Here is a 13,416-nt window from a genome sequence, read left to right on the forward strand (position 1 = left end):
TTCCGTGCAGACTCGGGATGGAAGCGAGACGAACCGTCTCGGCCAGTTCGATCGAGGAGGACTCATGACCCGAGGCAGTGCCGGCTCCATGCTCGGCGTGGGCGGTACCCGCAGCAATCTGTCCCGCTCCGCGCTGCGCGGCGGACGGGGCGGCCGGCCCGCGGGCGGCGCCGGCGACCCGCAGGCCGCCAAACGCGAGTTGCTGCGTTCCCTCCGGGCGGCCCGGGAGCCCGCCCGGGGCACGGACGGTCCGGGGGATTCCCGGGCCGGAGCGCAAGAGGACTGACGGTCCCGGTGTCCCTTCGCGATTCATCCGTACGGATCACTGCGCGGCGGGGCCCGACCGTGGAACATGTGAGCGTGCAGGTATCTCACGTCTGCGCCCCATTCCACCGTGAGGAGACCTCCTTGCGCTCATCGTTCAGTCCTCGCCGGTACCTGATGTGCCCACCCACGCACTTCAGGGTCACCTACTCCATCAACCCCTGGATGGACCCCACCAAGCCGGTCGATCTCGCACTGGCCCTCGCGCAGTGGGAGGACCTGCGCGACCGCTACCGGGCCCTCGGGCACACCGTGGAGGTGCTCGAACCGCGGCCGGATCTGCCGGACATGGTCTTCGCGGCGAACGGCGCGACGGTCGTGGACGGCCGGGTCCTCGGGGCCCGGTTCGCCCATCCCGAGCGGACCGCCGAGGCCGCGGTGCACCGGGAGTGGTTCCACTCCCACGGCTGGGACGAGGCCGACGTCCGCGAACCGGTCCACATCAACGAGGGCGAGGGGGACTTCGCCGTCACCGACTCCTGGCTGCTGGCCGGCCGCGGCTTCCGCAGCAGCCCGCTGTCCCACCCGGAGGCACAGGAGTTCTTCGGCCGCCCGGTGATCGGCCTGGATCTGATCGACCCGCGCTACTACCACCTGGACACCGCGCTCTGCGTCCTCGCCGGCGACGAGGTGATGTACTACCCGGACGCCTTCTCCCCCGGCAGCCGGGCCGTCCTCGCCCGCCTCTTCCCGGACGCGATCGTCGCCGAGGAGGCCGACGCCGCCGCGTTCGGGCTGAACGCGGTCTCCGACGGCCACCACGTCCTGCTCCCCCAGGCGGCGCTGGGCCTGTGCGATCCCCTGCGGGACCGGGGGTACGAACCGGTCGGCATGGACCTGTCGGAGCTCCTGAAGGGCGGCGGCAGCGTCAAGTGCTGCACGATGGAGCTGCGTTCGGCAGACTGACCGGCCGGAACGGGCGGCGCCGCGCACGGCCGCCGGAGAGCACGCCGGCCGGGACGGAACCCCGGCCGGCGGCCACCGTCCGGAGCCCGGTCGGTCTCCGGGCCCGACGGCCCTCGTGCGCAAGGACCGTCAAGGCGCAAGGGCCGTCATGCAACCAGGGCCGTCATGCACCGGGGTCATCAGGCACAGCGGCACCGTCGGAGCTGACGTCCCTCAGGCGCGGCGGCGCGCCCTGTCACTCCGCCGCGTCCGGCTCGTCCGGTTCCCGCGGCGGCGGCCAGCTGTCGCCCCACTCCGTGTCGCGGGCGGCGCGGTACAGCGGCCCCTGGCGCTTGGTCACCGTGCTGCGGCGCAGGGCCCCGTCGGCGGTGCAGAGGTCCAGCAGGACCTGTCCCTTGCGGAGTTGCGGATGGCGTACCACCCGGTGCTCGGCGGTGGCCGCCGGGAAGCGCACCGCCGCCACATAGCTGAACTTCTCGTCCTCGTACGGCAGGGAACCGCCCTTCACCTGCCGGTGCAGTGAGGACCGGCCGACCCGGGCCGCGAAGTGGCACCAGTCCCGGCCCCGTTCGATCGGGCAGGCGGCGCTGTGCGGGCAGGGAGCGACGACCCGCAGTCCGGCCGCGATCAGCCGGTCCCGGGCCTCGATGATCCGCAGATAGCCGTCGGGGGTGCCCGGTTCGATCAGCACCACCGCCTGCGCCGCGCGCGCCGCCTCGTCGACCACCGACCGGCGGTCCTGGGGGGTCAGCTCGCCCAGCACGTACGAGACCGTGACCAGGTCGGTGCCCTCCGGCAGCTCCAGTCCGCCGCCGATCGCCGCACGCCGCCAGTCGGTCGCGCGCAGCGCCGGGAGGCCGGAGTCCGCCGCCAGCTCGCGGCCGATCGCGAGCGCGGGCTCGGCCCAGTCCAGCACGGTCGTGCGGCGCTCCGCCTCCGGCCAGGCCGCCGTCACGGCCCAGGTGGCCGCGCCGGTGCCGCCGCCCACGTCCGTGTGGCTCGCCGGCGCCCACTCCGGCAGCTGTTCCCGGAACGCGGCGAGCGCGGCCCGGACGGCCTCGAAGGTGGCGGGCATCCGGTACGCGGCGTACGCGGCGACGTCGGAGCGGTCGCGGAGCACCGGGGCGTCGGTGGGGGTGCGCCCCCGGTAGTTGGCGATCAGCCGGTCGACCGCCTGTGCGGCCTGCCGGGGCGGCAGACCGTCGAGAAGCCGCGCGAGTGCCGTACGCAGTGCCTCGGGCACAGTGACGGCACCGGTGCGGGGAGAATCAGGGGCGTGCATCCGAACGAGTCTAGTTCGGATGCCCCGGGCACCTTCACGCCGCTTGTGCGGCCCGGGCGAGGCGGGTCGCGGCCGTCGCGCGCGGGACGCTGTCCGCCGGCCTGCGGCGCGGGTGGACGGTGTTGGCGAGCAGCACGAGAAAGCTGTCCGTGGCCCGGTCCAGGACCAGGCTCGTCCCGGTGAAACCGGTGTGCCCGGCCGCGCCCCGGCCGGCCAGCTCGCCCATGAACCACGGCTGGTCCACCTCGAACCCCAGCCCCGGCGGCGCCAGCAGCAGGTCCACCGAGGCGGGGGCGAGGATCCGGGTGCCGTCGTAGGTCCCGGCGTTCAGCAGCGCCCGGCAGAGCACGGCGAGGTCCCACGCGGTGGAGAACAGCCCGGCGTGCCCGGCCACCCCGCCGAACGCCCAGGCGTTCTCGTCGTGCACCTCGCCGCGCAGCATGCCCCGGTCGGCCTTGGCCCACGGCCTGCGCTGATCCTCGGTGGCCGCCACCCCGGCCGGGCCTTCGCCCGACACCTCCGCCGGACCGTCCCCCGGCCCGCCGTCCCCCGATCCGCCGGGCCCCGTACCGCGGTCGCCCGCCCCTCCGGGCCCCGTACCGACCGGCCGGAAGCCGGTCGCCGTCATCCCGAGCGGGCCGGTGATCCCGGTGCGAACGAGCGCGTCGAGCCCCTCGCCCGTGATCCGCTCCAGCACCACCTGGAGCGCGATCATGTTGAGGTCCGAGTAGCACCGGCCGGAGCCGGGCGCGGCCACCGGCTCCTCGTCCCACAGCATCGCCAGCCGCGCCGCCCGGCCCGCGCGCTCGTAAAAGGGCAGTTCGGGGCGGAGGCCGGAGGTGTGGGTGAGCAGCTGCCGTACGGTCACCTCGCCCTTCCCCGCCGCGGCGAACTCCGGGACGTACGCGGCGACCGGCCGTCCCGCCTCCAGCACGCCGCGCTCCATCTGCTGCACCGCGACGATCGCCGTGCAGAGCTTGGTCAGCGAGGCCAGGTCGAAGACGGTGCCGGTGCGCATCGGCTCCCACGCCCCCCGCGGCAGTGCGACGCCCCGGTCGGCGGCCGCGTCGTATCCGGCGTAGCGCACGGCCCAGCCGGCCGCCTGCTCGACGGCGACGACCGGGCCCCGGCCGGCGAGGACCACCGCCCCCGCGCACCAGGGGCGCTCCCCCTCGGGCAGCCGTCGTACCTCGCGGACCAGCTCGTGCAGCTCGGCGGCGTCCAGCCGGGCGCGCGCCGGGGTGCCGGCGTGCAGGCGCGTGTGCGGCTCCGACGTGGTCAGCTTCCCGCTCCCTCCGTGTCCCGGCCGCGGTCCGTCCCCTCGACGGTCCGCTGCTGCCAGGGGCGGCACAGTCCCAGGAAACAGGTCACCGCCAGCAGGCCGCACACCACCTGGACGAGCGCCATGGGGACGGCCGTGCGCTCCCCCGCGATGCCCACCAGCGGTGAGGCGACCGCGCCGACGAGGAAGGAGCAGGTGCCGATCAGCGCGGAGGCCGAGCCGGCGGCGTGCGGGGTGCGCATCAGGGCCTGCGCGTTGGTGTTCGGCAGCGTCACGCCCATCGCGGACATCAGCACGAACAGCCCGGCGGCCACCGGGCCGAGCCCCACGTCCCCGAAGACGCCGGACGCCATCAGCAGCAGCGCGACGGCCGCCGTGGTGACCACGGCCAGGCCGACGGACAGCGCCTTGTCGAGGCTGACCCGGCCGATGAGCAGCTTGCCGTTGAGCTGCCCGACCGCGACCAGGCCCACCGAGTTCAGGCCGAACAGCAGGCTGAAGGTCTGCGGGGAGGCGCCGTAGATCTCCTGGACCACGAAGGGCGAGGCGGAGATGTAGGAGAAGAGGGTGGCGAAGGTGAAGCCGCCGGCCAGCATGTAGCCGGTGAAGACCCGGTCGGCGAGGAGGCCGCGCATGGTGCGCAGGGTGGCGCCGAGCCCGCCGCTGTGCCGCCGCTCCGGGGGCAGTGTCTCGCCGAGTTTGCGGATCACCAGCAGGGTGATCAGGATGCCGATGCCCGCCAGGACGTAGAAGACGCCCCGCCAGTCGGTGACCCGGAGCACCTGGCCGCCGACGAGCGGCGCGACGACGGGTGCGGCGCCGGAGACCAGCATCAGGCTGGAGAAGAACCGGGCCATGGCGACGCCGTCGTAGAGGTCGCGCACCACGGCCCGGGCGATCACGATCCCGGCGGCCCCGGCCAGGCCCTGCAGCAGCCGGAAGGCGATGAGCAGTTCGATCGTGGGCGCGAAGGCGCAGACGGCGGTGGCGACGACATAGACCGCCATGCCGGCGACGAGCGGCCGGCGGCGGCCCCACTTGTCGCTCATCGGGCCGACGACGAGCTGGCCCAGCGCCATGCCCGCGAGGCAGGCGGTCAGGGTCAGCTGGACGGTGGCGGCGGGGGTGTGCAGCGCGTCGGTGACCGCCGGGAGGGCGGGGAGGTACATGTCCATCGACAGCGGTGCCAGCGCGGTCAGCCCGCCGAGGACGAGGACGAGGAGCAGCGCGGCACGACCGGCCGGCGGTTCCGGAGCTGCTCCTTCCGTGCGCACGTCCGCAGCCGCCGCTCCCGCGCGGTCCACCGTCCCGGCCCGCTCGACCGTTTCGGCAAACTCCGCCGCTCCGGCCCGCTCAACCGTTTCGGCAAGCTCCGCCGCTGCTGCCCGTTCCGTTGCTCCTGCGCGGTCCTCCCCGCCGGCAGGCTGCTCCCCCGAGGCCCGGTCGTGGCCGTCGGCGCTCCCGACCGCCCCGTCCCGGTCGGCGGTCACGGCCGGCACCGCCCCTCGGCCCGCGGCGGCGCTCCCGGCCGCCCATTCCTCCGGGTCTCCCCGCCCATCCGGCACCCCCGCTGTATCCGATATGACCCGCTCTCTGTCCCGAGCGGGTCGAACTGACAACTTTTCCGGTCGCATCGGGCCGGTTTCCGGCATTCGACTCTCCACTTTCGTTGAATCCTTACCATGCACTCAGCATGACGACTGGTCCACGGTGACGGGGGGCGGTGCCTGTGCAGGACGTTCGGGTGCGCTGGGGCATCCTCGGAACCGGCGGCATCGCCGCGTCCTTCACCGCGCAGCTGCTGGAGCTGCCCGGGGCCGAGGTCGTGGCCGTCGGTTCCCGCAGCACGGGCACGGCGAGAGGCTTCGCCGAGCGGTTCGGCATACCCCGCGCCTACGGCAGCTGGGCGGAGCTGGCGGCCGACGACGGCGTGGACGTCGTGTACGTCGCCGTTCCGCACTCCGCGCACCGGGCGGCGGCGGGCCTGTGCCTGGAGGCCGGCCGGGCGGTGCTCTGCGAGAAGGCCTTCACGCTCAATGCCCGCGAGGCGGACGAGCTGGTGAAACTGGCCCGGGAGCGCCGCCGCTTCATGATGGAAGCGATGTGGACCTACTGCAATCCCGTCATACGTCGCATGGCGGAGATCGTAGCCGACGGGGCGATCGGGGAGATCCGGAGCGTGCACGCCGATTTCGGACTGCCCGGACCGTACGGTCCCGCGCACCGGCTGCGCGATCCGGCGCGGGGCGGCGGGGCCCTCCTCGACCTGGGCGTGTACCCGGTCTCGCTGGCCCATCTCGTCCTCGGCGAGCCGTCGGAGGTGCAGGGCAGGGCGGAGCTCACGCCGGAGGGCGTGGACGCCAACACCGGGATGCTCCTCGGCTGGGACTCGGGCGCGGTGGCCCTGCTGAGCTGCTCGATCACCGCGGACACCCCGATGACCGCGGCGGTGACGGGTACGGCGGGCCGGGTCGAGTTCCCGCGCGGCTTCTTCTATCCGGACCGGTTCGTGCTGCACCGGCCGGGCCGGGAGCCGGAGGAGTTCGCCCTGGAGGGCCGGCGCACCAGCCTGCGGCACGAGGCGCTGGAAGTGATGCGCTGTCTGCGGGCGGGCGAGACGGAGTCCCCGCTGGTGCCGCTGGACGGCAGCCGGGCGGTGATGCGCACGCTGGACGCGGTCCGGAGCCGCATCGGGGTCCGGTACCCGGGCGAGGAGTAGCGGCCCGCGCCGGGCCAGGACACGCGGCGGACGCGGGGACCTCGGGACACCCCTGCGGACGCGGGGGCGCCGGACGGGCCGGGGGAACGGGCACCGGGCGGTGTCCGTCCCACCGGCCTCCGCCGGGCGGGCAGCGCCCGCAGCCTGACGCCCGTCGCCCGGCCGGCCCGCGGACGACGGCCGGCAGACGGCAGACGGCAGACAGCGGACGACGGCCCGCGGACAGCACAGGCCTCGGACCGCAGATGACCGCCGACGTCAATCTTCGAAGGCCGGGTAGCCTCAGGCCGGTTCGAGCCCCGGCGACCCCGCCTCGGTGACGAACGACGCCGCCGTGGTCAGCGCCGCCCCCTGGGTGGTCACCGCCTTGAGGGTCTTGAAGTCGGCGCGCGCCTCCGCCGTGCCGAGGGTGACGGTGAGGTAGCCGCGGCGGCCGTTGTACCACTTCATGTGCGGGTTGGCCGCCATGTAGGTGGCCCAGTTGGCGGGCCGGTCGGCGCCGTCCTTGCCGCTGGAGACCGAGGTGGTGACCAGCTCCGTCCCGACGGTCCGGCTGCCCGGGTCCCGGAAGTCCGCCTTGATGTCCATCCCGTAGCTCACGTGCACATCGCCGGTGAGCACCAGGAGGTTGTCGATCCCGGCCGCCTGCGCCCCCGCGAGGACCCGGCGGCGGGAGGCGGGATAGCCGTCCCAGGCGTCCATGCTCACCTTGTAGTCGGCGTCGGTGGTGGACCGCCGCTGGGCGAAGGTGACCTGCTGGGGCAGCACGTTCCACAGGGCCTGCGAGGAGCGCCAGCCGTCCAGCAGCCAGCGCTCCTGGCCGGCCCCGGTCAGGGTGCGCGACGGGTTCTCCGCCTCGGGCCCCGGGACCTGCCAGCCGTCGCCCTGGGCCTGGTCGGAGCGGTACTGGCGGGTGTCGAGGATGTCGAACCGGGCGAGCCGGCCGAAGCCGAGCCGCCGGTAGAGACGCATGTCCGGGCCGCTCGGCCGCTGCGGCCGGCGCAGCGGCTGGTTCTCCCAGTACGCGCGGTAGGCGGCGGCCCGGCGGATCAGGAAGTCCGCGGCCGGCCCGCCGTCCTCCGGAACGTCGTCGGCGTAGTTGTTCTCGACCTCGTGGTCGTCCCAGGTGACGACGAAGGGGTGCGCGGCGTGGGCGGCCATCAGGTCCGGGTCGCTCTTGTAGAGGGCGTACCGGAGCCGGTAGTCCTCCAGGGTGGCCGTCTCCCGGTTGAACACCGCGGGAAGCTTCCGGTCGGTGTACTTGCGGGCCCCGCCGGCCGCGTCGACGGCGTACTCGTACAGGTAGTCGCCGAGGTGGAACACGACGTCGAGGTCCTCGCCCGCGAGGTGCCGGTACGCGGTGAAGTACCCGTCGTGGTAGGCCTGGCAGGACACCGCGGCGAGGCGCAGGTCGTTCAGCCGGGCACCCGCGGCCGGTGCGGTGCGGGTGCGGCCGACGGGGCTGATCCAGGAGCCGGCCCGGAAGCGGTAGTAGTGGACGCAGTCGGGGGCGAGGCCGTCGGCCTCTACGTGCACGGTGTGGTCGAACTCGGGGTGCGCGGTGGCCGTGCCGCGGCGGACGACCCGGGAGAAGCGCTCGTCGCGCGCGATCTCCCAGTCGACGTCGACGCGGGCGGCGGGCAGGCCGCCCCCGGTCTCGTACGGCTCGGGGGCGAGTCTGGTCCAGAGCACGACGGAGCCTGGGAGCGGGTCGCCGGAGGCGACACCCAGGGTGAACGGATCGGCGGTGAGCGCCCGGCGCGCGTCGAGAGCGGCGGCGTCGGCGGTGCCCGGAAGGTTGGTGGCGAAGGCGAGCGCGGCGGCCGCGCCGGTGACGGTGAGGAAGCGGCGCCGGCCCAGGTGTGCGGCGGCGGCCCGGAGCTCCGTGCGGTACGGGATAGTCATCTGCCCCTCCCCTGACGGGTGTTGTACTGCGGAATTCCAGTGCCGGGGAGAGGCCGCGTGTTGTCGCGGGCACAACACGTACATGGCGAGTCGATGAGCTTCGCCTCCCGAAGGGGCGTTCGGGGGCAATCCCGCCGCTGTCCCGTACTCTGCGGGCCATCGCGGAGAGCGAGACCGGCCCGAGGACCGCGGCGGTCACCGGCGCCGGGTCGGGAATCGGCAGAGCGGTCGTCCGGGCCCTGGCGGCCGACGGCTGATCGGCGCCACACATCGGGCGTGGCCGAATTCGACCATTTGGCGGGCTATTTCGACTGAGTGGGGTAATCACCCGCTGAATCCAGTTGCGGGGCGTTACCTTGCCGCTCATGTTCCCCAGGCACAACCCGCCGGAGCCCTCCCCGGAGGCGCGCCCGCCGACCACCCCCACAGCCGAGCCGGCGCCCGTCGTCTGGCCTGCGCCCGCGCCGGGCGATCGGCTCGCGGAGCAGTCCGTGGACTCCCTCTCCGAGCCGGACGACGGCCCGGCACCGCCCCGCTCCGTGCGATCGGACGTTCCGACGACCGCGCTGGACGCCCGCGGCAGGACCGAGGTGGAGTCCGGCCGGAGGCCGACGGCGAAGGCGGCACCTCAGCCCGCGGCGAGCACCGGCCGGAAGGCCGCCGACGGCCGGAGGCCCGCCGGCCGAGGCTGGCGGCGATCCGCCGCGAAGGCCGACGCCGGAGCAGCGGCAGGGGCAGGGGCAGCGGCGGAGCCCGCCCCGGCGACCGCGCCCACCCCAGGCCCAGCCTCCGGGCCCGGCCCGGACTCCGGGCCCCGCTCCGGCTCCGGCCCGGACTCCGTGCCCCGCTCCGGCTCCGGCCCGGACTCCGTGCCCCGCTCCGGCTCCGGCCCGGACTCCGGGTCGCGCTCCGGCTCCGGGAAGGCTGCCGCGTCCGCACCCGCCGAGGCCCCCGCGCCCGCCGCTGCCGCCGCGGCACCGGCCGGCGCGGCCCCCGCGGCGCCCTGCGCGCACGGACGGGTCTCCGTCGGACGCATCCGGAGCATGAGCCGCACCGGCCGGGCCGTGGGCGCCGTCTGTGCCCTCTACGCCACCGGGCTGGTCCTCAGCCTGACGGGCGCGACACCGATCGCACCCAGCACCCTCCTCCCCCTGCCCGGCGTACCGAACGCGGCCCCCGCGGACGACGACCCGCGGCGTGTGGGAACCGTCGAGGCCACGGGAGTACCGGGCGGCCCGGCGGGCGCCCCCGGCGACGACAGGCCGGGCAGCCTCTCCCACGAGACGTCGGCATCGGCATCACCCTCGGCGTCCGACGGCCCCTCCGACGAGCCGGGCGACCGCTCGGGCTCGCCGTCCCCCGACAGCCGGGACGGACACCCCGTCCCGCAGCAGCCGCCGGGCTCGTCGGCCACGGCGCCCGTACCGGGGCCCAGCGTCCCGCCGCAGCCGCCGGCCGAGTCGCCGCCCGCCCAGCCGACGTCCACCCCCGGTTCCGCCCCGTCCGGCGAGACCACACCGCCGGCGAACCCGCCCTCCGGAAGCGACGGCGGCTCCCAGGGGACCGGCTGACGCCGCGGACCCCCGCCCTCCGCCGCGGGGGCATGGAGGGGGCGCGACGGGGGCGGGGCGGGCCGCGGCGCGGGAAGCGGCGGCCACGGTCCGAGTGAAGCGCACGAGCCGGCACCCCGGCAGGGTGCGCGCGGACCGTCCACCGGTGCGGCGTTCACACCCCGTGTGCGCAGGAGAGCCGGGACCGGTCCGGGGCCTCTCGCCGGGATCGGCCCGCCGTGGGGGTCGGCCCGCCCGGCGGCCGACCGGGATGCGCCCCGGCGGCTCGCGCAGCACCCTGTACGTATGACCGAGCACCCGCCCGTGATCGTGCACCCGCCGTCCCCGTCGGGCGGGCGCCGCATCACCGTGCACGGACAGATCGTGGGCCTCGCCCACGGCCGGGGGGACGTGTGCGAGTTCCTGCGCGAGGCCGGTCTCGATCCCACGCTCGACGACCCGACGGTGATCGAGTGGCGCGGCGGCGACCTGGATCACTGGCCCAGGCCCACGGCGTAACGAAAAGCTCCCGGGCCTCTGGACAACAGCGCGGACAGACGCAAGGAATGTCCAGCAAAGGGCGTACGGATAACGACAGTTCCGCCGGTCCGCCCCAGAGCATCGGATTCGGCACGGTACGCGGGGCCGGGGCAAATACCAGCGAGTAGTTGAAAGTTCCTGCATTCACCTTGGGATCGAAGGGAAGCTGGCACTTCCTACCAATGGATCATCTGTTAATCTGCCCGCTCCTGGATGTTCCTCCACCTGCCCCTCCCCCCAAGCACCCATATGTCCGGATGGGTGCAGCGAGGTGTCTCGTACGTGCTCAGAACTCCGTTCTCCCCCACCGAGGCCAGAGCCGCTCGCATTCGCATGGGCCTGACAGAAGTTCACGTCGCACAGACCATGGGGGCGTGCGGCGTCCCCATCCCTCCCGAAGCCGTGGTCGCCTGGGAGCAGGGCACGCACATCCCCACGGAACCGCAGCTCTTCGCCCTGGCCGACACGCTCTGGTGCCCGGCGACCGTGCTGATGGGGGTGCAGCCGCGCACCCTCGCCGAACACCGGCTGGCCCGCCAGCTGAGCGCGGAGCGCCTGGCCGGCCGGATCGGGATGGCCGTGGCCGAGTACCAGGCGGCCGAGGCGGCGCAGCGCTGGGACGGCGACTACCGGCAGACCCGGGCCCTGGTGGACACGCTCGGACTCTCCCTGCGCCAACTCGTCGGCATCATGGGCCGGGTGGACGAGCTGGCCGACCACCTGCGGTCGGCCATCGACGGCCGATGGAAGTCCCACATCGCCCCGGTGGCGGAGATCGCCGCGATCAACGAGAGCCGGGTGAGCGACGCGCTGCGGACGATGCACGCGGAGTTCGCCGAGTTCTCCGAGCGCTACATGGGTCATGTCGTGGCCCGGAACAACGACGCCCGCCTGAAGGAGGTCGCCGCGGAGCGCTCCGCCTATCTGCGCCGGCTGGTGGATCATTTCTGGGAGCTGGTGGGCGAGGCGGGCGAGGTGCCCCCGTTCAACACCGTCCTCTGAGCGGACCCGGCCGCCACGGCTCCGCGCCCGGGGAGCGATCGGCGGCTGCCCGCTGAGCACTCGGCGGCTCTCCGCAGAGCGTCCGGCGCCCTCCCGGCGGCGTTCCCTGCGAGGCCGGGACGGCACCGCGGGCACGAACGACACCCCCGCGGACCCACGAACACCCAACGGGGCGCGGACGGCGCCCTGCGGGCCGGGGGCACAGGACTGCCCCCGGCCCCGGCCCGCAGCGGGTTCAGCGCTGTGCGGTGCCCAGCTGCGGGTCGGCCGGGCCGTCCCGCTCGATCTCGTCCCAGTCGATCTCCATCGCCGTACGGCGGGTGAAGACGTTGAAGAAGAGGTTCAGCACGATGGCGGTGAGGCCGCCCAGGGTGATCCCGGAGTCGAGGACCGCCTGGAGGTCGTCCGACATCCGGTCGAAGAACGGCGCGACCGTGGTGGGCAGCAGCGCGGCGCCGAGACTGACCGCCAGGATCAGCGCGTTGCGCTCCTCGCGCAGGTCGACCTTGCCCAGGATCTGGATGCCGACCGTCGCCACCATGCCGAACATGGCGACCGCCGCACCGCCCAGGACCGGATGCGGAATGGCGGCGACCAGGCTGCCCGCCTTCGGCAGCAGCCCCAGGATGATCATGAAGACGCCCGCCGCGACCACGACGAAGCGGCTCATCACCCGGGTCATCCGCACCAGCCCGATGTTCTCCGCGAAGGCCACATAGGGAAAGGAGTTGAAGACGCCGCCGAGAACGGTCGCGATGCCGTCGGCGCGCAGGGCGCCGGCGACCGTTTCGCCGTCCACCTTCTTGCCGGTGATCTCGCCGATGGCATAGACGTCACCGGTGGTCTCCACCATGGTGATCAGCATGACGACGGTCATCGCGAGGATCGGGAAGAGTTCGAACTTGGGCATGCCGTAGTGGAACGGCGTGCTGACGCCGAACCAGTCGGCCTGGCCCACGGCGCCGAAGTCGGCATCGCCGAGAAGCCAGGCCACCGCGGTGCCGAAGACCAGGCCGATCAGCACCGCGACGCTGCTCAGGAACGGCTTTCCGAGCCTGACGACGAGCAGGATGAAGAGCAGCGTGCCGAGGGCGTAGGCGAGGTTCTTCGGGGAACCGTACGCCGCTTCACCCATCAGATTCGCGCCGCCGGCCGCGTCCTGCAGGCCCACCGGGATGAGGGTGAGGCCGATGATGGTGAGAATCGTGCCGATGACGATCGGCGGAAAGAACTTCACCAATTTACTGAAGAACGGCGCGAACAGGAACGTGGCGATACCCGCTGTGATCACCGCGCCGTAGACCACCAGAAGACCGGCGGTGCCGCCGCCCGCGCCGATGCCTATCGCAATCATGGGTGAGACCGCGGTGAAGGTCACACCCTGAACAAGGGGCAGCCGGGCACCGATTCGCCAGATGCCGAGGGCCTGGATGATCGAAGCGATACCGCAGGTGAGCAGGTCCGCATTGATCAGATAGACCAGTTCTTCATGGGACAGCCCCAGCGCGTTGCCGAGGAGAATCGGCACGATCACCGCGCCGGCGTAGAACGCAAGAATGTGCTGGAAGCCGTAGAGGGAGAGCTTCGGAAGGGGAAGCACCTCATCGACAGGGTGAACTCCCTGCCCGGCCCCGCCGTTCTTCTGTTGTGGAATTCGCGCCATCTCTGCCTTGCCTCCGCGAGGTAGGTGAATGAGAAGGAGCCGCCGAGCGGAGTCCCGGGAGATGCGAAGTCCCGGGAACGGTACGGCGACCGGTGATACCTGCACGGCCGACGCCCGTCCGGAATCGCCGACACCACGCCGTTCCGGCCGCACCAGGTACATCCCGTGATGGCGGGACATCCGTGGATCAGCAGAAAGAGCCCGAATTGTCATCTGGATCCGCAGGCGAGCGGGGGCCGATCG

Annotated in this window: 11 protein-coding genes; 6 read left to right on the plus strand and 5 right to left on the minus strand. The window is 73.5% G+C overall.

Going from position 1 to position 13,416, the window contains the following annotated elements; genetic code table 11:
- The first annotated feature begins 64 nt into the window (after positions 1-64).
- Together ABT112_RS21105 and ddaH are read left to right on the plus strand one after the other, a co-directional pair.
- The gene (locus tag ABT112_RS21105; protein ID WP_351511751.1) at positions 65-286 is read left to right on the plus strand and encodes a DUF6243 family protein; all 222 of its coding nucleotides are present in this window, start codon (positions 65-67) and stop codon (positions 284-286) included.
- Positions 287-408: 122 nt separating this feature from the next.
- Complete coding sequence (ddaH, locus tag ABT112_RS21110; protein ID WP_351511753.1) at positions 409-1,230, plus strand: dimethylargininase; 822 nt, start codon at positions 409-411, stop codon at positions 1,228-1,230.
- Positions 1,231-1,465: 235 nt separating this feature from the next.
- Here ddaH and ABT112_RS21115 read toward each other — a convergent pair whose 3' ends face one another.
- Genes ABT112_RS21115 through ABT112_RS21125 form a run of 3 tightly spaced genes read right to left on the minus strand, consistent with a single transcriptional unit; the run spans position 1,466 to position 5,068 of the window.
- A complete protein-coding gene (locus tag ABT112_RS21115; RefSeq protein WP_351511755.1) occupies positions 1,466-2,512 on the minus strand; it encodes a small ribosomal subunit Rsm22 family protein in 1,047 nt (348 codons plus the stop codon).
- Positions 2,513-2,546: 34 nt separating this feature from the next.
- The gene (locus ABT112_RS21120) at positions 2,547-3,863 is read right to left on the minus strand and encodes a serine hydrolase domain-containing protein (RefSeq protein WP_351511757.1); all 1,317 of its coding nucleotides are present in this window, start codon (positions 3,861-3,863) and stop codon (positions 2,547-2,549) included.
- The gene (locus tag ABT112_RS21125) at positions 3,791-5,068 is read right to left on the minus strand and encodes a Bcr/CflA family multidrug efflux MFS transporter (protein ID WP_351511887.1); all 1,278 of its coding nucleotides are present in this window, start codon (positions 5,066-5,068) and stop codon (positions 3,791-3,793) included. Before ABT112_RS21125 ends, ABT112_RS21120 begins: the two co-directional genes overlap by 73 nt.
- A 449-nt stretch (positions 5,069-5,517) precedes the next feature.
- Between ABT112_RS21125 and ABT112_RS21130 the strand changes: the two genes are divergently transcribed.
- The gene (locus ABT112_RS21130) at positions 5,518-6,513 is read left to right on the plus strand and encodes a Gfo/Idh/MocA family protein (RefSeq protein WP_351511759.1); all 996 of its coding nucleotides are present in this window, start codon (positions 5,518-5,520) and stop codon (positions 6,511-6,513) included.
- A 282-nt stretch (positions 6,514-6,795) separates the two neighbouring features.
- Here ABT112_RS21130 and ABT112_RS21135 read toward each other — a convergent pair whose 3' ends face one another.
- Complete coding sequence (locus ABT112_RS21135) at positions 6,796-8,418, minus strand: alkaline phosphatase D family protein (protein ID WP_351511760.1); 1,623 nt, start codon at positions 8,416-8,418, stop codon at positions 6,796-6,798.
- A 365-nt stretch (positions 8,419-8,783) separates the two neighbouring features.
- On the opposite strand from ABT112_RS21135, the gene ABT112_RS21140 reads away from it, so the two are divergent.
- The 3 genes from ABT112_RS21140 to ABT112_RS21150 all read left to right on the plus strand — a co-directional run bounded on the left by ABT112_RS21140 (position 8,784) and on the right by ABT112_RS21150 (position 11,510).
- Positions 8,784-9,989: a hypothetical protein gene (locus ABT112_RS21140; RefSeq protein WP_351511762.1), complete on the plus strand. Its 1,206-nt coding sequence runs from the start codon at positions 8,784-8,786 to the stop codon at positions 9,987-9,989.
- A 285-nt stretch (positions 9,990-10,274) separates the two neighbouring features.
- Positions 10,275-10,487 (plus strand): hypothetical protein, encoded by a 213-nt coding sequence (locus tag ABT112_RS21145; protein ID WP_351511764.1) that lies wholly within the window; start codon positions 10,275-10,277, stop codon positions 10,485-10,487.
- A 354-nt stretch (positions 10,488-10,841) separates the two neighbouring features.
- Positions 10,842-11,510, plus strand: a complete 669-nt coding sequence (locus tag ABT112_RS21150) for a transcriptional regulator (RefSeq protein WP_351511766.1) — start codon at positions 10,842-10,844, stop codon at positions 11,508-11,510.
- 235 nt (positions 11,511-11,745) lie between these two features.
- Here ABT112_RS21150 and ABT112_RS21155 read toward each other — a convergent pair whose 3' ends face one another.
- Positions 11,746-13,173: a nucleobase:cation symporter-2 family protein gene (locus ABT112_RS21155; RefSeq protein WP_351511768.1), complete on the minus strand. Its 1,428-nt coding sequence runs from the start codon at positions 13,171-13,173 to the stop codon at positions 11,746-11,748.
- Between the last annotated feature and the right edge of the window lie 243 nt (positions 13,174-13,416).

The organism is Streptomyces sp. NPDC002055, assembly GCF_040296705.1.
Taxonomy (GTDB): Bacteria; Actinomycetota; Actinomycetes; order Streptomycetales; family Streptomycetaceae; genus Streptomyces.